Origin of the sequence: Pseudomonas faucium (assembly GCF_021602585.1) — a bacterium.
In the GTDB taxonomy this organism is placed as follows: Bacteria; Pseudomonadota; Gammaproteobacteria; order Pseudomonadales; family Pseudomonadaceae; genus Aquipseudomonas; species Aquipseudomonas faucium.
Map to the genome: position 1 here is coordinate 39,061 of NZ_BQIP01000008.1, position 26,371 is coordinate 65,431.

At 64.4% G+C, this 26,371-nt stretch carries 20 protein-coding genes and 1 pseudogene; 18 read left to right on the forward strand and 3 right to left on the reverse strand.

Annotated features, from left to right (window positions below):
- Nucleotides 1–5: 5 nt before the first annotated feature.
- The 9 genes from pilW (at nt 6) to L6D75_RS11385 (ending at nt 9,676) form a co-directional block, all read left to right on the forward strand.
- The gene (gene pilW / locus L6D75_RS11345; RefSeq protein ID WP_176515341.1) at nt 6–767 is read left to right on the forward strand and encodes a type IV pilus biogenesis/stability protein PilW; all 762 of its coding nucleotides are present in this window, start codon (nt 6–8) and stop codon (nt 765–767) included.
- A complete protein-coding gene (locus L6D75_RS11350) occupies nt 764–1,774 on the forward strand; it encodes a RodZ domain-containing protein (protein ID WP_176515343.1) in 1,011 nt (336 codons plus the stop codon). The genes pilW and L6D75_RS11350 overlap by 4 nt, the downstream gene beginning before the upstream one ends.
- Before the next feature lie 3 nt (nt 1,775–1,777).
- Nucleotides 1,778–2,887: a flavodoxin-dependent (E)-4-hydroxy-3-methylbut-2-enyl-diphosphate synthase gene (ispG, locus tag L6D75_RS11355; protein ID WP_008092556.1), complete on the forward strand. Its 1,110-nt coding sequence runs from the start codon at nt 1,778–1,780 to the stop codon at nt 2,885–2,887.
- Nucleotides 2,888–2,911: 24 nt separating this feature from the next.
- On the forward strand, nt 2,912–4,201 hold the full coding sequence (gene hisS, locus L6D75_RS11360; protein WP_176515344.1) for a histidine--tRNA ligase: 1,290 nt from the start codon (nt 2,912–2,914) through the stop codon (nt 4,199–4,201).
- Nucleotides 4,202–4,240: 39 nt separating this feature from the next.
- Nucleotides 4,241–4,882 carry a tetratricopeptide repeat protein gene (locus L6D75_RS11365; RefSeq protein ID WP_176515346.1) on the forward strand — a complete coding sequence of 214 codons (642 nt, stop codon included), beginning with the start codon at nt 4,241–4,243 and terminating at the stop codon, nt 4,880–4,882.
- A gap of 1 nt (nt 4,883) precedes the next feature.
- Complete coding sequence (bamB, locus tag L6D75_RS11370) at nt 4,884–6,026, forward strand: outer membrane protein assembly factor BamB (protein ID WP_176515348.1); 1,143 nt, start codon at nt 4,884–4,886, stop codon at nt 6,024–6,026.
- 117 nt (nt 6,027–6,143) lie between these two features.
- Nucleotides 6,144–7,607, forward strand: a complete 1,464-nt coding sequence (gene der, locus L6D75_RS11375) for a ribosome biogenesis GTPase Der (RefSeq protein WP_176515350.1) — start codon at nt 6,144–6,146, stop codon at nt 7,605–7,607.
- 141 nt (nt 7,608–7,748) lie between these two features.
- Entirely contained in the window at nt 7,749–8,897 is a 1,149-nt protein-coding gene (locus L6D75_RS11380) for a pyridoxal phosphate-dependent aminotransferase (protein WP_176515352.1), read from the forward strand.
- The gene (locus L6D75_RS11385) at nt 8,885–9,676 is read left to right on the forward strand and encodes an amidohydrolase (RefSeq protein WP_176515354.1); all 792 of its coding nucleotides are present in this window, start codon (nt 8,885–8,887) and stop codon (nt 9,674–9,676) included. The genes L6D75_RS11380 and L6D75_RS11385 overlap by 13 nt, the downstream gene beginning before the upstream one ends.
- A gap of 132 nt (nt 9,677–9,808) precedes the next feature.
- Here the strand turns inward: L6D75_RS11385 and L6D75_RS11390 are convergent, their stop codons facing one another.
- Together L6D75_RS11390 and L6D75_RS11395 are read right to left on the reverse strand one after the other, a co-directional pair.
- The gene (locus L6D75_RS11390) at nt 9,809–12,364 is read right to left on the reverse strand and encodes a PepSY domain-containing protein (RefSeq protein WP_176515356.1); all 2,556 of its coding nucleotides are present in this window, start codon (nt 12,362–12,364) and stop codon (nt 9,809–9,811) included.
- Nucleotides 12,365–12,466: 102 nt separating this feature from the next.
- A complete protein-coding gene (locus L6D75_RS11395) occupies nt 12,467–14,770 on the reverse strand; it encodes a TonB-dependent receptor (protein ID WP_176515358.1) in 2,304 nt (767 codons plus the stop codon).
- Nucleotides 14,771–14,991: 221 nt separating this feature from the next.
- On the opposite strand from L6D75_RS11395, the gene L6D75_RS11400 reads away from it, so the two are divergent.
- Together L6D75_RS11400 and L6D75_RS11405 are read left to right on the forward strand one after the other, a co-directional pair.
- Entirely contained in the window at nt 14,992–15,672 is a 681-nt protein-coding gene (locus L6D75_RS11400; RefSeq protein ID WP_176515360.1) for a Fe2+-dependent dioxygenase, read from the forward strand.
- A 3-nt stretch (nt 15,673–15,675) separates the two neighbouring features.
- Nucleotides 15,676–16,425 (forward strand): tetratricopeptide repeat protein, encoded by a 750-nt coding sequence (locus L6D75_RS11405; RefSeq protein WP_176515362.1) that lies wholly within the window; start codon nt 15,676–15,678, stop codon nt 16,423–16,425.
- Nucleotides 16,426–16,562: 137 nt separating this feature from the next.
- Here L6D75_RS11405 and L6D75_RS11410 read toward each other — a convergent pair whose 3' ends face one another.
- Nucleotides 16,563–17,726: a type III PLP-dependent enzyme gene (locus tag L6D75_RS11410; protein ID WP_025337787.1), complete on the reverse strand. Its 1,164-nt coding sequence runs from the start codon at nt 17,724–17,726 to the stop codon at nt 16,563–16,565.
- A gap of 505 nt (nt 17,727–18,231) precedes the next feature.
- Here L6D75_RS11410 and L6D75_RS11415 point away from each other — a divergent pair.
- From L6D75_RS11415 to L6D75_RS11445, 7 genes and pseudogenes are all read left to right on the forward strand, one after another.
- Nucleotides 18,232–18,714 (forward strand): sigma-70 family RNA polymerase sigma factor, encoded by a 483-nt coding sequence (locus L6D75_RS11415; protein ID WP_176515364.1) that lies wholly within the window; start codon nt 18,232–18,234, stop codon nt 18,712–18,714.
- A 20-nt stretch (nt 18,715–18,734) separates the two neighbouring features.
- Entirely contained in the window at nt 18,735–19,697 is a 963-nt protein-coding gene (locus tag L6D75_RS11420) for a FecR family protein (RefSeq protein ID WP_176515365.1), read from the forward strand.
- Nucleotides 19,698–19,804: 107 nt separating this feature from the next.
- Nucleotides 19,805–22,234: a TonB-dependent siderophore receptor gene (locus L6D75_RS11425; RefSeq protein WP_176515368.1), complete on the forward strand. Its 2,430-nt coding sequence runs from the start codon at nt 19,805–19,807 to the stop codon at nt 22,232–22,234.
- Nucleotides 22,235–22,414: 180 nt separating this feature from the next.
- Nucleotides 22,415–24,319: a PAAR domain-containing protein gene (locus L6D75_RS11430; protein ID WP_176515369.1), complete on the forward strand. Its 1,905-nt coding sequence runs from the start codon at nt 22,415–22,417 to the stop codon at nt 24,317–24,319.
- On the forward strand, nt 24,312–24,968 hold the full coding sequence (locus L6D75_RS11435) for a DUF2931 family protein (protein WP_176515371.1): 657 nt from the start codon (nt 24,312–24,314) through the stop codon (nt 24,966–24,968). Before L6D75_RS11430 ends, L6D75_RS11435 begins: the two co-directional genes overlap by 8 nt.
- Nucleotides 24,955–25,629 (forward strand): annotated as a pseudogene (locus L6D75_RS11440) (DUF2931 family protein). The gene L6D75_RS11435 and the pseudogene L6D75_RS11440 overlap by 14 nt, the downstream one beginning before the upstream one ends.
- Nucleotides 25,616–26,293 (forward strand): DUF2931 family protein, encoded by a 678-nt coding sequence (locus L6D75_RS11445; RefSeq protein WP_176515373.1) that lies wholly within the window; start codon nt 25,616–25,618, stop codon nt 26,291–26,293. The pseudogene L6D75_RS11440 and the gene L6D75_RS11445 overlap by 14 nt, the downstream one beginning before the upstream one ends.
- Nucleotides 26,294–26,371 lie beyond the last annotated feature (78 nt).

Here is a 26,371-nt window from a genome sequence, read left to right on the forward strand (position 1 = left end):
CTGCCATGAGCCTGCGCGCCGCGCTGTCGATCCCCGCGCTTATGCTGCTGGCCGGCTGCGTGTCGGGCGGCGCGAGCGACCCCCTGGCCTCGCGCCAGGGCAGGGCAGAGGCGGGGCGGGCCTACGTGCAGCTCGGGCTGGGCTATTTGCAACAAGGTTTGACCGAACAGGCCAAGGCTCCTTTGGGCAAGGCGCTGGCCCTGGATGCCAGTGACGCCGATGCTCACGCGGCCCTGGCGCTGGTGTTCCAGGCCGAAGGCGAGGCCGCACTGGCCGAAGCCCAGTTCAAGCAGGCGCTTGCAGCGCGCCCCGGCGATACGCGAATTCGCAACAACTACGGCAGTTTCCTATATGCTCAGCAACGTTTTGCCGAAGCCGAGCAGATGTTTCGCCTGGCCAGCGCCGATAGCCTGTATCCTGAGCGCTCCCGGGTGTACGAGAACCTTGGCCTGACGGCGCTGAAGCTGGAAAATCGCGACCAGGCACACGCTTACCTGACCAAGGCCCTGCAGCTCAATCAGCGGCAGCCCAGGGCGTTGCTGGAAATGGCTGAGTTGTCCTACGAAAACAGGCATTATGTGCCGTCCCGGGACTACTACGATCGTTTCAGCCAGTTGAGCGATCACAGCGCCCGCAGCCTGCTGCTGGGCAGCCGTCTTGCCCGGGTGTTCGACGAGCAGGGCACACTGGCCGAGCTGGGCCAGCAATTACAACGACTTTATCCCGGTACGCCGGAATATCAGCAATACCTGTCGGAGCAACGATGAAAGCCGCGCATCCCGAAGTAGCAGCAGCGACTGGCCAGAACCCCGGTGAGCTGTTGCGCCAGGCCCGCGAAAAACGGGAGTGGTCGCAAGCCGAGGTGGCCCGCAAGCTCAACCTCACCATCAGTTCGCTGAACCATGTGGAAACCGGCGCCTTCGACAAGCTGCCAGGGCACACCTTCGCCCGTGGCTACATCCGCGCCTATGCCAAGCTCATGGACTTGGACCAGGCGCCCCTGGTCGAGGCCTTCGACCAGTACACCGGTACCCATGCCAAGGGCAGCGAAGTGCATTCGCTGGGCCGCATCGAGGAGCCGGTGCGCCTGTCGCACAACATCCTGCGTGGCGTCAGCCTGTTGCTGCTGGTCGCCGTGGTGGGTGGCAGCTTCATCTGGTGGCAGGACCAGGGCAGCCTGCGTGGCAAGGACCTGGCCAAGATCGCCCTGGAACACGTAGAAGTCGAGAGCGCCGACGGCACCACCCAGATCCACCCGCTGGACGAGCCTGAAGACCAGGCCGTCACCGCCAGCCAGCAGGCTGAGAGCGCACCGCTGCCCCTGGAGCAGGCCCCGGCCGAACCGGCTGGCCAGCCCGCCAGCGAAGCGGCGCCTGCCACCACTGCGCCGGCACCCGCTCAGCAAACCGCTGCAACACCGGCACCGGCCGTGCCCGCCACCCCTGCAACGCCAGCCACGCCAGCCGCCCCAGTGGCGCCGGTGGCCAGCGTGCCGGCAGTGGCCGCCGCCGAGCCCGCCGCAGTACCGGCCGGCAGCGCCAAGGTCGCCATCCAGTTCGTCGCCGACTGCTGGACCCAGGTCACCGATGGCAACGGCAAGGTGCTGTTCAGCGCCATCAAGCGCAAGGGCGACAACCTGGAGCTGACCGGCAAGCCGCCGTTCGCGGTGCGCCTGGGCTTTGCCCGTGGCGCCCAGGTCAGCTACAACGGCCAGCCCGTCGATGTTGCCCCGTTCACCAGTGGCGAGACCGCTCGCCTGAAGTTGGGACAATAAGTCATGCACGGCGAATCTCCGATCAAACGTCGCGAATCCCGCAAAATCTGGGTCGGCAATGTGCCGGTGGGTGGTGATGCTCCCATCGCGGTGCAGAGCATGACCAACACCGACACCAACGACGTCGCCGCCACCGTGGCGCAGATCCAGCGCCTGGTCGATGCCGGCGTCGACATCGTGCGCGTCTCGGTACCTGACATGGACGCCGCCGAGGCGTTCGGCAAGATCAAGCAACTGGTCAGCGTGCCGCTGGTCGCCGACATCCACTTCGACTACAAGATCGCCTTGCGCGTGGCCGAACTGGGCGTCGATTGCCTGCGCATCAACCCGGGCAACATCGGCCGTGAAGACCGTGTGCGCGCGGTGGTCGATGCCGCCCGCGACCGCGGCATCCCGATCCGCATCGGCGTCAACGCCGGCTCCCTGGAAAAGGACCTGCAGAAGAAGTACGGCGAGCCGACCCCGGCCGCGCTGGTCGAGTCTGCCCTGCGTCACGTGGAGCACCTGGACCGCCTGGACTTCCAGGACTTCAAGGTCAGCGTCAAGGCCTCCGACGTGTTCATGGCCGTCGAGGCCTACCGCCTGCTGGCCAAGCAGATCATCCAGCCGCTGCACCTGGGCATCACCGAAGCCGGTGGCCTGCGTTCGGGCACGGTGAAATCCGCCGTCGGCCTCGGTATGCTGCTGGCCGAAGGCATTGGCGATACCATCCGCATCTCGCTGGCGGCCGACCCGGTCGAAGAAGTGAAGGTCGGCTACGACATCCTCAAGTCCCTGCACCTGCGTTCGCGTGGCATCAACTTCATCGCCTGCCCGAGCTGCTCGCGGCAGAACTTCGATGTGGTCAAGACCATGAACGAGCTGGAAGGGCGCCTGGAAGACCTGCTGGTGCCGCTGGACGTGGCGGTGATCGGTTGCGTGGTCAACGGCCCGGGTGAAGCCAAGGAGGCCCACGTGGGGCTGACCGGCGGCACGCCGAACCTGATCTACATCGACGGCAAGCCTGCGCAGAAGCTGACCAATGACAACCTGGTCGATGAGCTGGAAAAACTCATCCGCCAGAAAGCGGCCGAAAAGGTCGAGGCTGACGCGGCGCTGATCGCCCGCAGCTGACACACAGATTCGTAAGGACTTTTCGTGAGCAAATCGCTGCAAGCCATCCGTGGCATGAACGACATCCTGCCAGAGCAGTCGCCGCTGTGGCGCTACTTCGAAGGCACCGTCGCCGGCCTGCTGGACACCTATGGGTACAGCCAGATCCGCACGCCGATCGTCGAGTTCACCGAGCTGTTCAAGCGCTCCATTGGTGAAGTCACCGACATCGTCGAAAAAGAGATGTACACCTTCGAGGACCGCAACGGCGATTCGCTGACCCTGCGCCCCGAAGGCACCGCCGCTTGCGTGCGTGCCGTGCTCGAGCATGGCATCACCGGCAACGGCCAGGTGCAGAAGCTCTGGTACATCGGCCAGATGTTCCGCCACGAGCGCCCACAGAAGGGCCGGTACCGCCAGTTCCACCAGATCGGCGTCGAAGTGTTCAACCTCGATGGCCCGGACATCGACGCCGAGCTGATCATGCTGACCTGGCGCCTGTGGGGCCTGCTGGGCATCCAGGACGCGGTCAAGCTCGAGCTCAACAGCCTGGGCACCAGCGAAGCGCGTGCCCGCTACCGTGACGCGCTGGTCGAGTTCCTCTCGGCGCGCCTGGAGCAGCTCGACGAAGACAGCCAGCGCCGCCTCAAGAGCAACCCGCTGCGCATCCTCGACAGCAAGGACCAGGGCACCCAGGCGGTGCTGGTCGGCGCGCCGAAGCTGGAAGACTACCTGGACGAGGATTCGCGCGTGCACTTCGAGGGCCTCAAGGCACGCCTCGACGCCGCCGGTATTCCGTTCGTGATCAACACCAAGCTGGTGCGTGGCCTGGACTACTACAGCAAGACCGTATTCGAATGGGTCACCGACAAGCTCGGCGCCCAGGGCACGGTCTGCGCCGGTGGCCGTTACGATGGCCTGGTCGAGCAGATGGGCGGCAAGCCGACCACCGGCGTTGGCTTCGCCATGGGCATCGAGCGCCTGATCCTGCTGCTGGAGACCCTCGGCAAGGTGCCGGAGTCGATCAATCGCCAGATCGACGTCTACCTGTGCGCCTTCGGCGAGCAGGCGGAACTGGCTGGCCTGCGCCTGTCCGAAGGGCTGCGCGATCGCCTGCCGGGCTTGCGCCTGGCGGTCAACGCCGGCGGCGGCAGCTTCAAGAGCCAGTTCAAGAAAGCCGACAAGAGCGGGGCACTGTTCGCCCTGATTCTTGGCGACGACGAGCTGGCCAAGCAAGAGATCGGCGTGAAGCCCCTGCGTGGTCAGGGCGAACAACAGAACATTGCCTGGGATGCTCTGGCTGAGCACCTGGAAACCGCGATCGCACAGGCGTAACGCGGTTCAACAAGCGAATAGGCGAAAAGGAGTATTGGGGTGTCGAGTACCGATGATGATGACCTGGCAACGGTCAAGGACTGGTGGAACCGCAACGGCAAGCCGCTGCTGACTGGCGCGCTGCTGGCCGGCGTGGTGGTGCTGGGCTGGAACACCTGGCACAAGTACCAGAACAACCAGTCGCAAGGCGCCTCGCAGCTGTACCAGGCCCTGCTGGAGACCAGCCTGACCCCGAGCGGCCAGCCTGACGCGACCAAGGTCGCGGAACTGTCCGGCAAGCTCAAGAGCGAGTTCGGCGGTACGGCCTATGCCCAGTACGGCAGCCTGTTCGTGGCCAAGGTCGCGGTCGAGAGCGGCAAGCTCGACGACGCCGCTGCCGAGCTCAAGGCCGTGCTGGACAAGCCGGCCGACGTGACCCTGGGCGAAATCGCACGTCAGCGCCTGGCGCGCGTGCTGGCCGCCCAGAACAAGGCCGAAGATGCCCTGAAACTGCTCGACGGCGACGCCGACAAGGCGTTCCTGGCCAGCCGTGAAGAATTGAAGGGCGACCTGCTGGTGCAGCTGGGCCGCGCCGACGATGCCCACGGTGCATACGAAAAAGCCAAGGCTGCGCTGTCGGATGACGCTGCGGTCGGTGGCCTGCAACTGAAGCTGGATGATCTGGCCAAAGGGGACGCGTGACGTGATCGGTTGGAAACAAGCAGCAGTGCTGACCCTGGCCGTTCTGGCCGCAGGTTGCAGCAGCAACAGCAAGAAGGAACTGCCTCCGGCCGAGCTGACCAAGTTCACCGAAGAAGTGGTGCTGAAGAAGCAGTGGAGCCGTTCGATCGGTGACGGCCAGGGCGAAACCTACAACACCCTGGTACCGGCCATCGAGAACGACCGTATCTACGCCTCCGACGTCAACGGCGAAGTCTTCGCCCTCGACCGCATCACCGGTGACGTGGTGTGGAAGAAGGACCTGGACAAGCCGGTTTCCGGCGCGGTCGGTGTCGGCTATGGCCTGGTCATGCTCGGCACCCTCAAGGGTGAGGTGATCGCCCTGGACTCCAGCACCGGTGAAGAGCGCTGGAAGGCGCGCGTCACCAGCGAAGTGCTGGCGCCGCCTGCCAACAACGGTGACGTTGTGGTGGTGCAGACCCAGGACGACCGCCTGATCGGCCTGGATGCCGCCACTGGCGACCGCCGCTGGATCTACGAGAACACCCCGGCCGTGCTGACCCTGCGTGGCACCGGTGCACCGATTGCCACCAACCGCCTGGCCGTCGCCGGCCTGTCCACCGGCAAGGTGGTGGCAGTGGATATCAACAACGGCGTGCCGGTGTGGGAAAGCCGCGTGGCCATCCCGCAAGGCCGTTCCGAGCTGGACCGCGTGGTCGATATCGACGGCGGCCTGCTGCTGTCCGGTGGTACCCTGTACGTCAGCACCTACCAGGGCCGGGTCGCCGGCCTGGACCTGGAAAGCGGCCGCGTGCTGTGGCAGCGTGATGCCTCCAGCTACGTGGGTGTCGCCCAGGGCTTTGGCAACGTCTACGTCAGCGAAGCCTCGGGCACTGTGCAGAGCGTCGACGAACGCTCCTCCAGCGCCCTGTGGAGCAACGACTCGATGGCACGCCGCCAGTTGACCGCGCCGGAGGTGTACTCCAGCTATGTGGCAGTGGGTGATTTCGAGGGTTACCTGCACCTGCTCAGCCAGGTCGATGGCCGCTTCGTCGGCCGTGAACGTATCGACAGCGATGGCCTGCGTGCCCGGCCCCTGGTGGTCGGCGACACCATCTACGTCTTTGGCAACAGCGGCAAGCTCGAGGCACTGACCATCCGCTGAAGCTATGCTCAAGACCGCTAAGGGTCTTGAGTTGCGGCGTAGGACACGCCGCCCTAACTCCGGCCGCTGCCTTGCAGCGGCCTTTGCATTTTCAAGAATTCAAGAGTGGAGAGCCGCATGGTTCCCGTAATCGCCCTGGTGGGCCGGCCGAACGTCGGCAAATCCACCATGTTCAACCGCCTGACCAAGACCCGCGATGCCATCGTCGGTGACCTGTCGGGCCTGACCCGTGACCGCCAGTATGGTGATGCCAGCTGGCAGGGTCGTTCCTACATCCTGATCGACACCGGTGGTATCACCGGTGACGAAGTGGGCATGGACGAGAAGATGGCCGAGCAGTCGCTGATGGCCATCGAAGAAGCCGACTACGTGCTGTTCCTGGTCGATGCCCGCGCCGGCATGACCGCCGCCGACCAGATGATTGCCGAGCACCTGCGCAAGCGCAACAAGTCGGCCATCCTGGTCGCCAACAAGATCGACAACATCGACGCCGACGTCGCCCGCGCCGAGTTCTCGCCGCTGGGCATGGGCAACGCCATTCCGGTGGCAGGCTCGCAGGGCCGCGGCATCAACCAGCTGATGGAGTCGGTACTGGGCCATATCCCTCGCGATGCCGAGGAAGAAGCCCTGGACCAGGACGTCGCCGAAGGCGAGGAAGCGGTGCGCATCCCGGGCCCGAGCGAAAAGGATGGCATCAAGATCGCCATCATCGGCCGCCCCAACGTCGGCAAGTCGACCCTGGTCAACCGCATGCTCGGCGAAGAGCGCGTGGTGGTCTACGACCAGCCGGGCACCACCCGCGACAGTATCTACATCCCGTTCGAGCGCGATGACGAGAAGTACACCTTCATCGACACCGCCGGCGTGCGCAAGCGCGGCAAGATCCACGAGGAAGTCGAAAAGTTCTCGGTGGTGAAGACCCTGCAGGCGATCAAGGACGCCAACGTGGTGATCTTCGTCATGGACGCCCGCGAAGGTGTGGTCGACCACGACCTCAACCTGCTGGGCTTCGCCCTCGAAGCCGGCCGTGCCATCGTCATCGCCCTGAACAAGTGGGATGGCATGGAGCCGGGTGAGCGCGACTACGTGAAGACCGAGCTGGAGCGCCGGCTGTTCTTCGTCGACTTCGCCGACATCCACTTCATTTCGGCGCTGCACGGCACCGGCGTGGGCCACCTGTACAAGTCGGTGCAGGCCGCGTTCAAGTCTGCGGTCACCCGCTGGCCAACCAGCCGCCTGACGCAGATCCTCGAAGATGCGGTCAGCGAACACCAGCCGCCGTTGGTCAACGGCCGCCGCATCAAGCTGCGCTATGCCCACCTCGGTGGTGCCAACCCGCCGCTGATCGTGATCCACGGCAACCAGACCGAGAAGATCCCCAAGTCGTACTCGCGTTACCTGGAAAACACCTACCGTCGCGTGCTCAAGCTGGTCGGTACGCCGATCCGCATCGAGTACAAGGGTGGCGAAAACCCTTACGAGGGCAAGAAGAACACCCTCACCGACCGCCAGGTCAACAAGAAGCGCCGCTTGATGTCGCACCACAAGAAGGCCGAGAAGAAGCGCCGCGACAAGCGCTGACCTTGGCATGGGGCCGCCAAGCGGCCCCAGCTTCCTTGACCCACCGCAATCCCCCTATTGTTTCAACCTTTTTCCTGACTGCTTGATCCGCTATGCTCGGTCTCTACCCCGTGCCGGACAAACCCCAGGAAAGAGGGCTCCATGATCCGCAGCAAACTGCCGAATGTCGGCACGACCATCTTCACCACCATGTCCCAGCTTGCCGTGCAAACCGGCGCGCTCAACCTCTCCCAGGGTTTCCCCGACTTCAATGCCCCGCAGGCTTTGCTCGATGCGGTCGGCCGCCATGTGGCCGCCGGGCATAACCAGTACGCGCCAATGACCGGCCTGCCAGCCCTGCGCCAGCAGGTGTCGGCGAAGGTCGAGCGGCTGTATGGCGCCAAGGTCGATGCCGACCAGGAAGTGACCATCACCCCCGGTGCCACCGAGGCGATCTTCTGCGCCATCCAGGCGGTCATCCATGCCGGCGACGAAGTGATCGTCTTCGACCCCTGCTACGACAGCTACGAGCCCTCGGTGGAGCTGGCCGGTGGCCGTTGCGTGCACGTGCAGCTGCGCGACGGCGATTTTCGCATCGACTGGCAGAAGTTCAGCGAGGCCCTGAGCCCGCGCACGCGCATGGTCATCCTCAACTCGCCGCACAACCCCAGCGGCGCGCTGATCAGCCGTGACGACCTCGACCAGCTGGCGCGGTTGATCGCCGACCGCGACATCTACCTGATCAGCGACGAGGTCTACGAGCACCTGGTCTTCGATGGCGTGCAGCACGCCAGCGTGCTGGCCCACGCCGAGCTCTACGCCCGCGCCTTCGTGGTCAGCTCGTTCGGCAAGACCTACCACGTGACCGGTTGGAAAACCGGCTACGTGATCGCCCCACCGGCCTTGAGCGCGGAACTGCGCAAGGTGCACCAGTACGTCAACTTCTGCGGCGTCACGCCGCTGCAGTGCGCGCTGGCCGATTTCATGGCCGAACACCCGCAGCACCTCGATGAGCTGCCGGGCTTCTACCAGGCCAAGCGCGACCTGTTCTGCGACCTGCTCGAAGGCTCGCGTTTCAGTTTCACCCGTACCGCCGGTACCTACTTCCAGCTGGTGGACTACTCGCAGATCCGCCCGGACCTGAACGACGTCGACATGGCCCTGTGGCTGACCCGCGAGCACGGCGTGGCGACCATTCCGGTGTCGGTGTTCTACCAGCAACCCATCCCCGAGCAACGCCTGGTGCGCCTGTGCTTTGCCAAACGTGAGGAGACGCTGCGCCAGGCAGCGGAAAAACTATGCGCGATCTGAGTGCACTGCCCAACCTGAAAATCGCCCTGATCCAGACCACCCTGGCCTGGCATGACCGCGAGGCCAACTACGCGCACTTCGAGGTGCTGCTGGAGCAGGCCGGCGACGTCGACCTGGTGATCCTGCCGGAGATGTTCACCACCGGTTTTTCCATGGAGTCGGAGCGCCTGGCCGAGCCCGAGAACGGCCCGACCTACAAATGGCTCAAGGCCCAGGCCAAGCGGATCGACGCGGTGATCACCGGCAGCGTGATCGTCCAGGCCGCCGACGGCAGCCACCGCAACCGCCTGCTGTGGGCGCGCCCGGACGGCGAGATCCTGCACTACGACAAACGCCACCTGTTCCGCATGGCCGGCGAGCACAAGCACTACACCCCGGGCGAGCGCCAGGTGCAGTTCGAGATCAAAGGCTGGCGCGTGCGCCCGCTGATCTGCTACGACCTGCGCTTCCCGGTGTGGAGCCGTGATGCCCAGGACACCGACCTGCTGCTGTACACCGCCAACTGGCCGGCGGCGCGGCGCCAGCACTGGAACCGCTTGCTGCCGGCGCGGGGTATCGAGAACCTGTGCTATGTGGCGGCGGTGAACCGGGTGGGCACCGATGGCAAGGGCTTCGCCTATTCCGGCGACAGCCAGGTGCTGGACTTCCAGGGTGAGAGCCTGCTCAGCGCAGGCGAGGCGGACGGTGTGTTCACGGCGGTGTTGAGCGCGGCGGAGCTGGCGGCGTATCGCACCCGCTTCCCGGCCAACCTGGATGCCGATACCTTCGAGCTGCACTGAGCGCTGATGTGTAGGAGCGGCCTTGTGTCGCGAAAGGGCCGCAGAGCGGCCCCAAGATCAGGTGGTACCACAGAGATTGCTGGGGCCGCTTCGCGGCCCTTTCGCGACACAAGGCCGCTCCTACAAGTTCGATCAGTACACATCCCGGCGATAGCGCCCATCTTCGATCAGCTGCTCGACCACGGCCTCCCCAAGCATGCCCTTGAGCGCCGCATCCACCCCCGCCGCCATCCCTTGCAGGCTGCCGCAGACATACACACAGGCACCCTCGGCAACCCAGCGCTTGAACACTTCGGCCTGTTGCAGCAACACATCCTGCACATACACCTTCTCGGCCTGATCCCGCGAAAACGCCAGGTCCAGCCGCGCCAGGTCGCCGTTTTGCAGCCAGCCCTGCAGCTCATCGCCACACAGCAGGTCATGCGCCCGATTGCGCTCGCCGAACAGCAGCCAGTTGCGCTGCTCGCCGGCGCTGATCCGCGCCTTGAGCAAGCTGCGCAGCCCCGCAAGGCCGGTGCCGTTGCCGATCAGGATCAGCGGCGCCGCCACCTCCGGCAAGTGGAACGCGCTGTTGCGGCGCAGGCGCAGGCTCAGCGTGCCGCCAAGCGGCAGGTATTCGGTCAGCCAGCCAGAACCCAGGCCCAGGTTGCCGTCGCTGTGACGTTCCTGGCGCACGATCAGCTCCAGCACGCCATCGCTGGCGATCGAGGCGATGGAGTATTCACGGCTGCCGATCGGCACCAGCGCATCCACCAGCGCTTGCGGGTGCAAGCCGATCAGGTGGTCACGGCGGGTGGGTAACTGGCGGCCGGCCAGGGCCTGGGCGAGGGTTTCCTGCAGGCCGTCGAGCTGCACCAGGGTGCTGGCATCCAGCGCCATGCCGCTGAGGAAGGTTTCGATCCGTGGCTGGCCATTGAGCGGCAGGATGTCGACCAGGTCACCGGCTTGCCAGCTGGCAGCTTGCTGGGCGCGCAGCCCGAGCAGGTACACCGGTTGGCCCTGGCTGCCTGGGTTGAGCAGCTCGCGGTGCTCCAGGCTCCAGTTGCCGTAGCTGGGCGCCTGCCAGGCGGCGACCGGCTGTGCGCCGGTCAGCTGTGCCAGCGATTGCTGCCACTGCTGCAGGGCCGAAGGGTCGGCATTGTCGACTTCCACCGGGCTGAACGCGCTGCTGGCGCCGCGCTCGCCCAGCCACGCCTGCAGGCGCCGGGCGAAGCCGCAGAAGTGCGGGTACTGGCGGTCGCCCAGGGCCAGCACGGCGTAGCTGAGCTCGTTCAGCGCCCAGGGCTGGCCCAGCACCTTGCGCTCGAAAGCGCGTGCGCTGTCGGGCGCCTCGCCGTCGCCGAAGGTGCTGACCACGAACAGCGCGCGGCGTGCCTTGCGCAAATCATCCTCGCCCAACTCGGCCAGGGCGCGTACTTGCACCGGCAGGCCGGCGGCCTGCAATTGCCCGGCGCTCTGCCAGGCCAGTTGCTCGGCAAAACCACTTTGGCTGGCGAAGCCGATCAGCCAGCTACCGGCGCCGGCATCGGTGTTGTCGACGTTGCCACGGGCGGCCCGCACCTGGCGTTTCTTGCGCCGGCGGTCGAGGTACAGCAACCAGCCGGTGACGAAGAACAGCGGCATGGTCAGGCTGGCGAGCGTGACGATGATGCGCCCCGGCAGGCCGAAGTACTCGCCGACATGCAGGGCGTAGACGCTCTGCAGCAGCTGCGCCTTGAACGACTTGTCGAGGTAGCGGTCATGGCTTTTCACCTGGCCGGTAGCCGGGTCGAGCACCAGGGTATTGAAGGCGCGCGGGTGCGCGGCGCTGTCTTGCAGGTAGAACAGGTTGGCCGGCTGGCCGCCCGCGGGTGGCAAGCGCAGGTTGTAGGTGGCAAGGCTCGGGCCTGCTGCCGCCTTGAGGTTGGCCCAGATGGCGTCGTAGTCGACCACCAGCGGCGCTGCGTTCTTGTCGACCTTCTGCGGCCCGTGGCGGCCACGGCCTTCGCCGCGTTTTTGCTGCTGGCCGGCGGCAGGCGCATCACCCAGCAGGCGGTTCAGGCCTTCGCGGTACCACTCGTAGGACCAGAACAGCCCGGTCAGGGCGAACAGCAGGTAGAACAGCAGGCACCAGGTGCCGAACACCGCGTGCAGGTCCCAATTGAAGGCGCGGCCTTTCTTGGCCCAGTCCAGGGTCAGCCAGGTGCGCCAGTTCAGCGCCTTGCGCGGCCAGCGCAGGTACAGCCCGGACAGACAGAAGAAGATCAGCATCAAGGTACAGGCGCCGGTGATCTGCCGGCCGGTGTCGCCCATGGCCAGGAAGCGGTGCAGCTCGAGCATCAGGTTGAAGAAACCTTGCCCGGCCACTTCGCCCTTGAGTTCGCCGGTGTACGGGTCGGCGTAGCGCAGGGCGCCACGCCGCTCGCCTGGGGCAGGGGTGAAGAAGATGCGCGCGGCATTGCCTTCGCGGACATCGACCCACAGCATCGAGATCTTGTCGCCTTGCTCGGCCTCGACCCGGCGCACCAGCTCGGCCGGCGGCAGCACGCCCTCTGCGCGCACCTCGACCTTCAGCACGTCGGCGTTGAACGCGCGCAGCAGTTCTTCCTGGAACGAGTACAGCGCCCCGGTAATGCCCATCAAGGCCAGCACCAGCCCAGCGGTGATGCCAAAGAACCAGTGCAATTGGAACAGCGTCTTCTTCACCACATCGATCACCTTGTGTTGCTGGGGCCTGTTGCGCGGGGTGCATTATGCCTTGGTACGCAAAAGCCCCGCTCATGGGAATGAACGGGGCTTGGGGGTGCTGCTTTAGAAGTGGACTGCGGTGGTCAGCAGGGTGGTCCGCCCGGCCGCCTGGTTGGCGAAGTGGGTGGAGAATGCCTTGTCGTAGTACACCTCGTTGGTCAGGTTCTGCACGTTCAGCTGCAGGTCGACGTTCTTGGTCAGCTTGTAGGCGGCCATGGCGTCGTAGCGCACGTAGCTGTCGACCATGGTGGTGTTGGCCACGCTGCCATACACGTCATCCACGTAGAACGCGCCGCCACCGATGGTCAGCTTCGGCGTGACCGAGTAGGTGGTCCACAGGCTGGCGCTGTTGTTCGGGGTGTTCGGCAGCTGGTTGCCGTCGTTGACCTTGCCCAGTGCGCCGCCATCGATCTGGCGCGCTTCCATGTAGGTGTAGCCGGCGAACACTTGCCACTTGTCGGTCAGCTTGCCGCTGGCCGACAGCTCGATGCCCTGCACGCGGGTTTCGCCGACGTTTTCGTAGGTGGTGGTGTCGACCTGGACGCGGGCGTTTTCCTTCTCGGTGCGGAACAACGCGGCGGCCAGGGACAGGCGCTGGTCGAGCAGGTCCCACTTGGTGCCGATTTCGTAGTTGGTGGTTTCTTCCGGCTCCATGTCGCTGTTCAGCAGGTTGCCACCGCGGTCGGTAGTGTTGCCCAGCGGGTTGCCTTCCATGCCTTCGCCCAGCAGCGCGCCCGGTGGCGTCGCGGAAGTAGCGTAGGAGACGTAGATGCTGCCGTTCTCGGCCGGTTTCCACACCAGGCCCAGCTGGCCGGTGACGAACTCGCTGGTGTCCTTGCCCTTGGAGGCGACACCCTTGGTGTTCACCACGGTGGCGCCGGAGGCATCGTAGCCACGGTACTGGGTGTCGAAGTGGTCGTAGCGCAGGCCCATGTTCAGCAGCCAGTCCGGCGACAGCTCGAGGGTGTCGAACACGTAGATGGCGCGGGTGTTGCTCTTGGTGTCGGTGCCGGCGTAGTTGCGCGAGATCGCGCCGTTCCACGGGTCGTCCGGGTTCGGGTTGCCCAGCGAGGTGCAGTTGTAGCCGCTGTTGGCGCCGATCAAGCTCGGGTTGCACGTCGTGGCGGTCGAGCCATGGGTGTTGGTGTCGACGTTGTACGTCGAACGCTTGCTTTCTTCACGGCTCAGCTCGATGCCGGTAGAGAAGCTGTTCTTGAACCCGCCCAGGTAGAAGTCGCCGAACAGGTCGGTCTGGTTGGTGGTGGTGGCGGTGTTGCCCACGCGGGTGTTGGCGCGGCGCCAGACGCTGCCATTGTTGACGTTGCCCTTGCTGTCGTCGGGCTGGGTCAGGATGTAGTCCTGCATGCTGTTGCCGTGGCGCAGGGTGTTCTTGATGGTCAGCGAGTCGGTCAGGTCGTGCTCGATGGCGAAGGTGGCGATGTCGACGCGGCTCTTGCGGAAGTCGCGGCCGGTCAGGCCATAGAAGTTGTCGCTGTCGCCGCCGTCGTCGGGCTTGCTCGGGTGCGCCGAGGTACGTGCGCCGCTGCCGGCAGTCGGGATGCTGTACGGGATGCCGGAATCGGGCAGGTCGTCGCTTTCCAGGTGGTAGTAGTCGAGGTTGACGCGGGTCGGCGTGCCGAGGCCGAAGGCCAGGGACGGGGCGATACCCCAGCGGTCGTAGTTCACCTTGTCACGGCCGGCGACGTTGCTGTCGTGGGTCATCAGGTTGAGGCGGCCAGCCACGGTGTCGCTGAACTGGTAGTTGCCATCGAAGGTGTAGCGCTGGGTCTGGTCGCTGCCCCAGGTCCAGGCGCCGTCCAGCGAGTTGCCCAGGTGGGCGCGCTTGCTCACCAGGTTGATGGTGCCGCCGGCGGCGCCACGGCCACCGATGGCCGAGTTCGGGCCCTTGGCCACTTCCACCGATTCGATGGCGAAGATTTCGCGGGTTTGCGCGCCGGTGTCGCGCACGCCGTCCAGGTAGGTGTCACCCTGGGCATCGAAGCCGCGGATGAACGGGCGGTCGCCTTGCGGGTTGCCGCCTTCGCCGGCACCGAAGGTGATGCCTGGCACGGTGCGCAGGGCATCCTGCAGGGTCAGGGCGTTGGTGTCCTTGATCACTTGCTGCGGGATCACGGTGATCGAGCGCGGGGTGTCCACCAGTGGTGCGGTGTACTTCTGCGAGGAAGCCTTCTCGACCTTGTAGTCGGTGCTGGCTTGTTCAGCCTTGCCGTTGACGCTGGTGGCGTCGAGGGTGATGGCGCTGCTGGCGGCAGGGTCGGCGGCATAGACGCTGGATGCGCTAAGGGCGACGCCGATGGCGGACACGATCAGGCGTGGTGAACTGACTGCAGATGGTACGTTTCGCATTGTTATGGACCTTCCCCAAGGTGTGAAGGCCGCGGATCATAGTGTAAGCGATTGTAACTAGCAATTGAGAGTCGTTACCATTCGCTAGGAATTTACAATCTTTACAAATTCGCTTTACGGTTTACTTGAGCTGAAACGTCTTAAGCGGCGAAAGGGCTTGTGCGGCGTAAAAGTGAATCAATATCATTGGCGCCTTTACACTTTCTGACGGTGCCGTCGCCATGCTGCTTCACATTCCCGGTTTGTTCGACCGCGACGAGCTCGCGCGTATTCGCGAGGCCCTGGAGCAAGCCGACTGGGCAGACGGCAAGGTCACCGCCGGCTACCAGTCGGCCAAGGCCAAGCACAACCTGCAGTTGCCGGAGGGCCATGCGCTGGCCAAGGAAATCGGCAGCGCGCTGATCGACCGGCTGTGGCAGACGCCACGCTTCATGTCGGCAGCGCTGCCGCACAAGGTGTTCCCGCCGCTGATCAACTGCTACCGCGAAGGGGGCAACTTCGGCTTCCATATCGACAACGCCCTGCGCCAGCCCAAGGGCAGCCCGGAGCGGGTGCGCACCGACCTGTCCTCGACCTTGTTCCTCAGCGAGCCGGACAGCTACGACGGCGGCGAACTGGTGATCCAGGACACCTATGGCACGCAGCAGGTCAAGCTGGCTGCCGGCGACCTCGTGCTGTACCCCGGCACCAGCCTGCACAAGGTCAACCCGGTGACCCGCGGCGTGCGTTATGCCGCGTTCTTCTGGACCCAGAGCCTGGTGCGCGAGGACAGCCAGCGGGCACTGCTGTTCGAGATGGACAATGCCATCCAGCAACTGACTGCCGATGTGCCGGAGCACCCCTCACTGCTGCAGCTGACCGGCACCTACCATAACCTGCTGCGCCGCTGGGCCGAGGTCTGAGACGTGTCCTATCAGTTGCGGCGTGAAGACGTGGTGGATGTGGCCGGCCTCAAGGCCATGCTCGAACACAGCCCCGGCCAGGCGGCCCAGGCGATCCTGGCGGCGGCCGGGGAGGGCGTGGTCGAGGCGCAACTGCTGCTTGGGCAGATCTTGCTCGATGGGCGTGGCATCGAAGCCGATGAGGCGGTGGCCCGGCGCTGGTTCGGCATCGCCGCCCAGGGCGGCAGTGCCATGGCCCACAACATGCTCGGCCGTTGCCTGGAGCATGCCTGGGGCGGCGCTCAGGACTGGTCGCAGGCGGCCATCCATTATGCGCGTGCGGCCGATGCCGGCCTGGACTGGGGCCTTTACAACCTGGGCAACCTGCTGGCCACCGGGCGTGGTGTGCCGGCCAACCAGGCCCAGGCCTTGCTGTGCTACGAGAAGGCCGCGCAGATGGGCCATGCCAAGTCGATGAACCTGTATGGGCGGTACCTGGAGCAGGGCATCGCCACTGCGCCGAGCCCGGTGAGGGCGGTGCGCTGGTATCGGCGCTCGGCCGAGGCGGGGGATTTTCGCGGGATGTTCAGCCTGGCGCTGGTGCTGGTCGAGCGTGGGGAAATGGCTGAGGCGGGGGCTTGGCTGGAGCGGGCGCGGGTCGAGGGGAATCTGAATTTCCTGCGCAGTGCGTTGGTGACGTTGCAGGGGGCAGGGCCGATGTTGATGGCCTTTGCGGCGCGGTATGCCGAAGAGTTGGAAGCACGCGTAATTTGAGCTTGCCTGTACCGGCCCTATCGCCGGCAAGCCGGCTCCCACAGGTTCTCTACTGAACCTGTGGGAGCCGGCTTGCCCCGCGAAGAGGCCGGCACTGCTACACACATGAAAACGGGGCCTTGCGGCCCCGTCGTGCATTACAGGTAGTACGCCTTCAGCGGCGGGAAACCGTTGAACTCCACGGCGCTGTAGCTGGTGGTGTAGGCACCGGTCGAGAGCCAGTACAGGCGGTCACCGATCGCCAGGTTCAGCGGCAGGCCGTACTTGTAGTTCTCGTACATGATGTCGGCGCTGTCGCAGGTCGGGCCGGCGATCACCACTTCTTCGGCCTCGCCTTTCTTCTCGGTCCAGATCGGGAACTTGATGGCTTCGTCCATGGTTTCGATCAGGCCGGAGAACTTGCCCACGTCGGTGTAGATCCAGCGCTCCACCGCGGTGCGCGACTTGCGCGCCACCAGCACCACTTCGCTGACCAGGATGCCGGCGTTGGCGATCAGCGAACGGCCAGGCTCGAGGATGATTTCCGGCAGGTCGTCACCGAAGTCTTCCTTGAGGAAGCGGATGATTTCTTCGGCGTAGGTTTCCAGGCTGTTGGTGCGGGTGATGTAGTTGGCCGGGAAGCCGCCACCCATGTTGATCAGCTTGAGCTCGATGCCGTCTTCTTCCTTCAGGCGCTCGAAGATCACCTTGACCTTGGCGATGGCCGCGTCCCACACGCTGATGTCGCGCTGCTGCGAGCCTACGTGGAAGGAAATGCCGTAAGGCACCAGGCCCAGGTCGCGGGCGAGGATCAGCAGGTCCATGGCCATGTCGGTCTGGCAGCCGAACTTGCGCGACAGCGGCCAGTCGGCAGTGGTGGAGCCTTCGGTGAGGATGCGCACGTAGACCTTGGAGCCCGGCGCGGCCTTGGCGATGTTGCGCAGGTCCGCTTCCGAGTCGGTGGCATACAGGCGCACGCCCTTCTCGTAGAAGTAGCGGATGTCCTTGGACTTCTTGATGGTGTTGCCGTAGCTGATGCGGTCGGCGCTGACGCCGCGGCCCAGTACCTTGTCCAGCTCGTAGATCGAGGCGATGTCGAAGCTCGAGCCTTTCTCCTTGAGCAGGTCGATGATCTCCACGGCCGGGTTGGCCTTGACCGCGTAGTAGACCTTGGCGAATTCGAACCCGGCGCGCAGGTCGTCATAGGCCTGGCTGATCATCTGGGTGTCGATGAGTACGAACGGGGTTTCCTGCTTGTCGGCGAACGCCTTCATTTTCTGGAAGGTGTCGCGCGCGAAATAGTCTTCGACCTGGATCGACATGCTCAGGGACTCCATGGGCAAACTGAAAAGATAAGTGGCTGCAAACTGAACGTCCTCCGTATCCCCACTTTGGTTCGCCTACTCAGTACTTGAGCCGGATGGATCGTTTCCAGCATGGACGTTCGGCGCGCACTTTAGGGCGTGAACCCAGCAAGATCAACAGGCAATCCGGCCGCGTTCGTCGTGGATCTGGGCCCTATCGTTTGAATAACCGACTCGTGTGACCGGTAGATGTTCCCCGCGATGTTTCAAGCGTAAAAAATTGTGGAATAGACCGCTTGGCCTCTTCGCGGGACAAGCCCGCTCCTACAGGGATCTGCTTTTTCCGTGGGCGCGGGCTTGCCCCGCGAAGGGGCCACAGGTGTTCATATTTATGGCCACCAAAACTGGCACTTTGGTGCATGAAATTTCCCTTAAATTTTTTGTTACCGATCGGCGGAATTGCCGCAATTGATGAGAAACATTACTATTCGCACCCTCATCCGCCTCCCTGACGACCGAGACCGTGTCTGGACACAAAGGCTTCCTCGACCACTACCATGAGCTGATCGGCACCTGGACGCGCAAGCTGCGCAGTCGGCAGCAGGCCGAGGACCTCACCCATGACGCCTTTGTGCGGGTACTGGAAAACCCGCGCGAGCAGGTCGAGCAGCCGCGCGCCTACCTGCACCAGACGGCGCGCAATATCGCCGTGGACGGTTTCCGTCGTGAGGACCGGCGCCAGGCCCTGGCGCTGGAGGCCTTCGACGAGGCCGCCAGCAGCAGCGACCCGGAAGCCTACGTGCATGCCCTGGAGCTGGCCGAAAGTGTCGAGCGGGCGCTGGCCGAGCTGCCGCTCAACTGCCGGCGGGTGTTCATCTGGCAGAAGATCGAGGGCCTGACCCAGGCCGAGATCGCCGAGCGCATGGGTTTGACCAAGAACATGGTCGAAAAGTATATGATCCGCACGCTCCGACATCTGCGTGAGCACCTGGATGTGTCGGCATGATGAGTCAGGAGACCTTGCCCATGAAACAGCACGCTATCGATAGCGTCCGCGAGCAGGCGGCCGAATGGTTCGCCCGCGTGCAGGATGCGCCGCGTGATGCCGGGCTGCAGGCGCGGCTCGAGGCCTGGCTGGCGGCTGACCCTGTGCATCGGCAGGAGTACCAGCAGCTCGCGCGGCTGTGGCAGGCCACTGACTTCATCCCGCGCCAGCGCCTCGAAGCGCTGTGCCAACCCGAGCCGGTGCGCCAGTTGCCTCGCCGGCGGCTGTTGCACCAAGCGCTGGCGGCCGGCGTGGCGGTGGTGGCCCTGGGGCTGGGCTGGGGCGGCTGGCAGTATCAGCAGCTCAATCATCAGGCCGCCTTGCACACCGCCTTCGGCGAGCGCCGCCAGGTGCAACTGCCGGACGGCTCGCACCTGGAGCTCAATGGCGCCACCGAGCTGCAGGTCGACTTCAGCCCGGGCCGGCGGCATATCGTGCTGCGTGCGGGCGAAGCGATGTTCAGCGTTGCCCATGACAGCAGCCGGCCGTTCGTGGTCGACACCGCCCAGGGCAGCGTGACGGTCACAGGTACCCGCTTCGATGTGCGCCAGGACCCGGCCGCCACCCGCGTGGCCGTCGAGCAAGGCTCGGTACGCGTGCAGGGCAAGGGCAGTGCGCTGGCGCAACTGGGGGCCGGGCAAGGCGCGCACATCGACGAGCACGGCAACGTCGCCGCCCCCTACGCCGTCAATGCCGCTTCGCTGACCGCCTGGCGCCAGGGCAAGCAGGTGTTCGACAACGCCACCCTGGCCGAGGTGGTGGCCGAAGCCTCGCGCTACCGCGCCCAGCCGCTGCGGGTCGCGCCGGGCAAGGTGGCGCAGATGCGCCTGTCCAGCACCTTCAGCATCGACGACACCGACGCCCTGTTGCGCGCCTTGCCGAGCATCCTGCCGGTGGCCATCAAGGCGCATGAAGATGGTTCGCGAGAAATAATCGCGAAATAGATTCAGGTTTTTTTCCGCTCGTTCGTCTTCCCCGCCAGCTGCAACTGCCAAGCATTTACATTTGCATGCGATTGGCGTTATCCCGACCTTCAGGATGTTTTGACGACGTGAACAACAACAAGCCTTTCCCGCGCTTCCGCGCCCTGGCGCTGGCCCTTGCGGTCAGCGCCGTGGCCGTCAACAGCCAGGCCGCGCAGGCCGGCGCCGCCATCCAGATCCAGGCGCAACCCTTGGCCTCGGCGCTGAGCCAGCTGGGCCAGCAGACCAACCTGCAGCTGTTCTTCAGCCCGGAGCTGGTGGCTGGCAAGCAGGCGCCGGCGGTGTCCGGCCAGCTGAGCCCGGTAGAGGCGCTGCAGCAGTTGCTGCAGGGCAGCGGGCTGACCTACGAGATGTCCCAGGACACCGTGGTGGTCAAGCCGCTGCCGAGCACGGTCGACCTGGGCAGCGGCAGCCTGGAGCTGGCGCCCACCGACATCAAGGTGGTCGGTGACTGGCTGGGCGATGCCGACCAGGCCGTGGTGCAGAACCACCCCGGTGCGCGTACCGTGGTGCGTCGCGAGGCGATGGTGGAAGAGGGCGCGATGAACGTGCGCGATGTGCTGCGCGGCATCCCCGGGGTGCAGGTGCAGGACTCCAACGGCACCGGCGGCAGCGACCTGTCGCTCAACGTCGGCGTGCGCGGCCTGACCTCGCGCCTGTCGCCGCGCTCGACGGTGCTGATCGATGGCGTGCCGGCGGCCTTCGCCCCCTATGGCCAGCCGCAGCTGTCGATGGCGCCGATCTCCTCGGGCAACCTGGACAGCATCGACGTGGTGCGTGGCGCAGGTTCGGTGCGCTATGGCCCGCAGAACGTCGGCGGGGTCATCAACTTCGTCACCCGCGCCATCCCCGAGAAGCCCTCGGCAGAGCTGTCCACCACCCTGGAGACGTCCCAGCATGGTGGCTGGAAGCACACCGAATCGGCCTTCGTCGGCGGCACCGCCGACAACGGCATGGGCGTGGCCTTGTTGTACACCGGGGTGAACGGCAACGGTTACCGTGAAAGCAACAACGGCAACGACATCGACGACGTCATCCTCAAGACCCACTGGGCGCCGACCGACGTCGACGAGTTCTGGCTCAACTTCCACTACTACGATGGCCGCGCCGACATGCCCGGCGGCCTGACCCAGGCGCAATACGACAGCAACCCGTACCAGTCGCTGCGCGACTACGACTACTTCGCCGGGCGGCGCAAGGACGTGTCGTTCAAGTGGCAGCGCCAGCTCGACGAAGCCACCCAGTTCGAAGTGCTGACCTACTACACCGACAGCTTCCGCGGCAGCGCCATCGCCTCGCGTGACATGAAGACGTTGTCGTCGTACCCGCGCAACTACCACACCTTCGCCATCGAGCCACGGGTGTCGCGGATCTTCTTCACCGGCCCCGCCACCCAGGAAGTCAGCGTTGGCTACCGTTACCTGAAGGAAGCCATGCGCGAGCAGTCGACCCGCCTGGCCCTGATCGACAACGTGCCGACGCCGACCCCGACCTCCGATGGCCACGTGTTCCAGGACCGCAGCGGCGGCACCGAGGCCAGCGCCTACTACATCGATGACAAGATCGATATCGGCAACTGGACCATCACCCCGGGCATCCGCTTCGAGCACATCAACACCGACTGGCGCGACCGCCCGGTGCTGGACGCCAACAACCGCCCGGTGCCGGAGAAGAACCGCAGCATCACCAGCAACGAGCCGCTGCCGGCGCTGAGCGTGATGTACCACCTCTCCGACGCCTGGAAACTGTTCGCCAACTACGAGACCTCGTTCGGCAGCCTGCAGTACTTCCAGCTGGGCCAGGGCGGTACCGGCAACAGCACGGCCAATGGCCTGGAGCCGGAAAAGGCCAAGACCTACGAAATCGGTACGCGCTATGACAACGGCGGCTTCGCCGGCGAGCTGACGGCGTTCTACATCGACTTCGACGACGAGCTGCAGTACATCAGCAACGATGTGGGCTGGACCAACCTGGGCGCGACCAAGCACCAGGGTATCGAGGCCTCGGCGCGCTATGACCTGGAGGGCCTGGATCCGCGTCTGGCGGGCCTGTCGGTCAATGGCGGCTACACCTATACCCGCGCCACCTACGAAGGTGACATCCCCGGCTTCAAGGGCCGTGACCTGCCGTTCTACTCGCGCCAGGTGGCCACCGCCGGCGTGCGCTACCAGGTCAACCGCTGGACCTGGAACCTGGATGCCTTCGCCCAATCCAAGCAGCGCGCACCGGGCACCGGGATCAACGCCGATGGCAGCTTCAACGGCGACTACATCACCGAGCCGAGCGCTGACGGGCAGTATGGCGATATTCCGGGTTACGTGACCTGGCATGCCCGTGGTGGTTATGACTTCGGGCCGAAGCTGTCGAACCTGAAAGTGGCGGCGGGGGTGAAGAACCTGTTCGACAAGCAGTACTTCACCCGCTCCAGCGACAACAACGCCGGCATTTATGTGGGTGAGCCGCGCACCTTCTATGTGCAGGCCAGTGTAGGGTTCTGATTCGCTATTTCCGGGGCCGCTTCGCGGCCCTTTCCGATCGGTTCGGTGCCCTGCGCCGGATGCTTAGAAGTTTCCTACAACGCTCTAGGACGCGTCCTATTTACCTGTGAAGTACCACCCCTCGACCCTTGCGGTTCGGTACCGGGTGACCCAACCCCTCTGCGGGTGGGCCGGTAATCCATGACCAACAACGCCTGCGCACTTTGCGTTTGCGGGCGGTTTGTAGAGAGGGATTCAGTGGCTATAGGGCATTTCATTCGTCAGGGCGACCAGACCACCTGTGGTGGCGTAGTACTGGAAGCCGACCCCCAGGTCATGATGTTCGGCATTGCCCATGCACGCCAGGGGGATCGGGTTTCCTGTGGCAAGGATGGCAAGGTCTATCGGATCGTGGGTGGCGTCTGGTACATACGCAGTCACGGTGCGCTGGTGGCAGGTACGCTGGACAGTTTCAGCGGTTGCCCTTGCCGTGCAAGGCTGTTGCCGTCGTTGCTCAACGCCACCTACCAGTCAAGGAGCGCTCCCAGTGCCGCAGCCTCTTCTCCCGGCGTCGTCGCTACAGCGCCGCACCCGGTGGCGCCAGCGGATGGTGCGGCCGAACCGACTTTCTACAGCCTGCCGGAAGAAGAGGAAGAAGAGGAGGAACTGCTCGAGGAGACGGGCATCGTGCTGCACCTGGGCCTGTTCTTCGATGGTACCGGGAACAACCAGGCCAACAGTGCCGCCACCGAAGGTTGCCATGCGTCCGGCCTGGGCATGGCGCAGCAGGTCGCCGAGGATATTCGCCAGTACTGCGCCGCTTACGGCTATGACGGCCAAGGCAACGGGCCCGACAACAGTTACGGCAATGGCGTTAGTAATGTTGCACGCCTGCATGACCTGTACCCCGACCAGAGCGAGGAGCGACTGCTGCCCGAGGCCGACCAAGCCTATCTCAAGGTGTATCTTGAAGGCATAGGCACCCGCAGCGGCCTGGCCGACTCCCTCTACAGTCAAGGCACCGGCAAGGGAAGCACGGGGGTGGTGGCACGGGTTGAGCAGGTGCCGGATCTGGTCATGGAGAAGTTGCGCCGATTCGCTTCAGCTAATCCGCAGATCAAGATTCGCCGGATAGAGTTCGACCTGTTCGGTTTCAGCCGAGGTGCCGCAGCGGGGCGGCATTGTGCCAATGACCTGCTCAAGGGGCCGGGCAGCTTGCTGGCTCGCGCCATCCCTGTTGGAACGCCTGGGTTCGTTGAATCCTTCGCCTGGCGTCATCGCAGCGACTTCACCCTCAACTTCATCGGCCTATTCGACACTGTGGCCGGTATCGTCTCGCCGGGTCATGGTGATTTCAGCCCGCACAATGCCGACAACCCCGGGCTCAACCTGCGCCTTGCGCCAGGTGTGGCACGCCAGGTCATCCACCTGGTGGCGCGTGACGAGTATCGCCACAACTTCTCGCTGACCCAGGCCGAGCAGGATATCGAGCTTCCCGGCTGTCATTCGGACATTGGCGGCGGCTACCAGCCCTGGATGCGTGAAAAGCTGCTGTTGAGCAAGCCGGACAGCAGCGTCGAAGTCGCCTCCCTCGCCAACGCGCGCAGCGCCGCCTTTTCGCGTACCCGCCAGCGTTTCCATGACGAAGCGAACCACTGGCTGACCTACGTGCCACCTGCCGGTCTGGACATCGCCACCTGGTCAGTACCTGTTCGGCAGCGGGGACGAGACAGCGTGGCTGAAAAGCGTGTGTATGCCGCAATTACCGGTGAACGAGAGGTGCGCGGCGAACTTTCTTTGGTTTACCTGCGCATCATGCGCGAATTGGCGGTACGTGCCGGGGTGGCGTTCAGAGCTGTACCTAGTACCCAGGCTTTCGCGCTACCCACCGAACTACTTTCCATCGCGAGCAAACTCCAGGCATTTGCCCTGCGCGAGGCATACACGGCGTTGACCACTGAGGAAGCTGCTTTGTTGAACGGTCGATACATCCACCTTTCGGCGAACTGGAATGCGGCCAAAGGCTGGAACGACAGTGGGTTGGACGTGGTGTTCATCAATCGCCCAGCTACAGGAATGCGGCGTAAGGAACACCCCAATGAATAGGCTGGAGGCGTTGCTGTCATTGGGGCTGCTGCTCTGCTTGAGCGGTTGCACCCATGGCGTCCACCGGCTGCCTTACGATTCGTGGCGGCTGGGATTGTTTGCACCCAACTACATGGAAGTGTGGATCGAGAGCGCAGATGCGGTGGACGTGCAGGAGCGCGTCTTTCGCCGCGCGATGAGCGGGATTGCTGCGATCAGCACCCCCAAGAACCTCAAGGGCAATCCACGCGGCTGGCCGAAGGAGCCTGGTTCGGGTGCGGGTAAGCAGGTCCTGGGTGCTGACCTGCCTCGGTTGCTCTACGTGCGCTGGCAGTCGTTGGTCGAGCCGCAGACCTATGAGGCCTATATCGTGATACCCGAGGCGACCCGGCAGGCGATGCTCGTGGGTGAAAAGGCCTATTGCATCTTTGACGGAAAATGGATCACGGACTATCGCAAGATGCTGACGATCGGCCTGGCCCCGGGCGGCGTGGCTCGGGTGTGGCTCATGGGGGCTTGCTTGCCCGCACTCGATGTCGCACGGGTGCAGGGCAGGATCGTGAAAAAGGGGCCGGATGGCGGGCAGAGTGATGGCCAATACGCCTTGCCCCTGGAACCCGAGTCCAAGGCCTACATCGAGCGCTACGGAATTCCCTATGGTTCGTGGTGATGCAGTGAGCAAGTGCTTGCGGACGTTGCTGTCATTGGGGCTGTTGTTCTGCTTGAGCGGTTGTACCCATGGCGTCCACCGGCTGCCTTACGATTCGTGGCGGCTGGGATTGTTCGCACCCAACTAAATGGAAGTGTGGATCGAGAGCGCCGATGCGGTGGACGTGCAGGAGCGCGTCTTTCGCCGTGCGATGAGCGGGATTGCTGCGATCAGCACCCCCAAGAACCTCAAGGGCAATCCACGCGGCTGGCCGAAGGAGCCTGGTTCGGGTGCGGGTAAGCAGGTCCTGGGTGCCGACCTGCCTCGGTTGCTCTACGTGCGCTGGCAGTCGTTGGTCGAGCCGCAGACCTATGAGGCCTATATCGTGATACCCGAGGCGAGTCGGCAGGCGATGCTCGTGGGTGAAAAGGCCTATTGCATCTTTGACGGAAAATGGATCACGGACTATCGCGACATGCTGAGTATCGGTCTGGCCCCGGGCGGCGTGGCTCGGGTGTGGCTCATGGGGGCTTGCTTGCCCGCACTCGATGTCGCACGGGTGCAGGGCACAGTGGTGAAGATTGGTCCCTATGACGGTACGTCGAATGGGCGGCACAGGCCGTTGTCCGACACATCCAAGGCCTACATCGAGCGCTACGGAATTCCCTATGGTTCGTGGTGATGCAGTCAGCAAGTGCTTGCGGACGTTGCTGTCATTGGGGCTGCTGCTCTGCTTGAGCGGTTGCACCCATGGCGTCCACCGGCTGCCGTACGATTCGTGGTGGTTGGGGCTGTTCGCACCCAACTACATGGAAGTGTGGATCGAGAGCGCCGATGCGGTGGACGTGCATGATCGCGTGTTCCGCCGCGCGATGAGCGGGGTCGCCGCAATCAACACGCCCAAGAACCTCAAGGGCAATCCACGCGGCTGGCCGAAGGTACTTGGCGCTGGAAAAGGCAAACATGTCCTGGGTGCCGACCTGCCTCGGTTGCTCTACGTGCGCTGGCAGTCGTTGGTCGAGCCGCAGACCTATGAGGCCTATATCGTGATACCCGAGGCGAGTCGGCAGGCGATGCTCGAGGGTGAAAAGGCCTATTGCATCTTTGACGGAAAATGGATCACGGACTATCGCAAGATGCTGACGATCGGTCTGGCCCCGGGCGGCGTGGCTCGGGTGTGGCTCATGGGGGCCTGCTTGCCTGCACTCGATGTCGCACGGGTGCAGGGCAGGATCGTGAAAAAGGGGCCGGATGGCGGGCAGAGTGATGGTCAATACGCCTTGCCCCTGGAACCCGAGTCCAAGGCCTACATCGAGCGCTACGGGATTCCGTATGGCTCGTGGTGAGTTTCGGATCTTCTCTGTGAGGGCCAGCGTAGGGATCTGATAAGGCGTTGCATGCATCGCGGGTAAACCCGCTCCTAC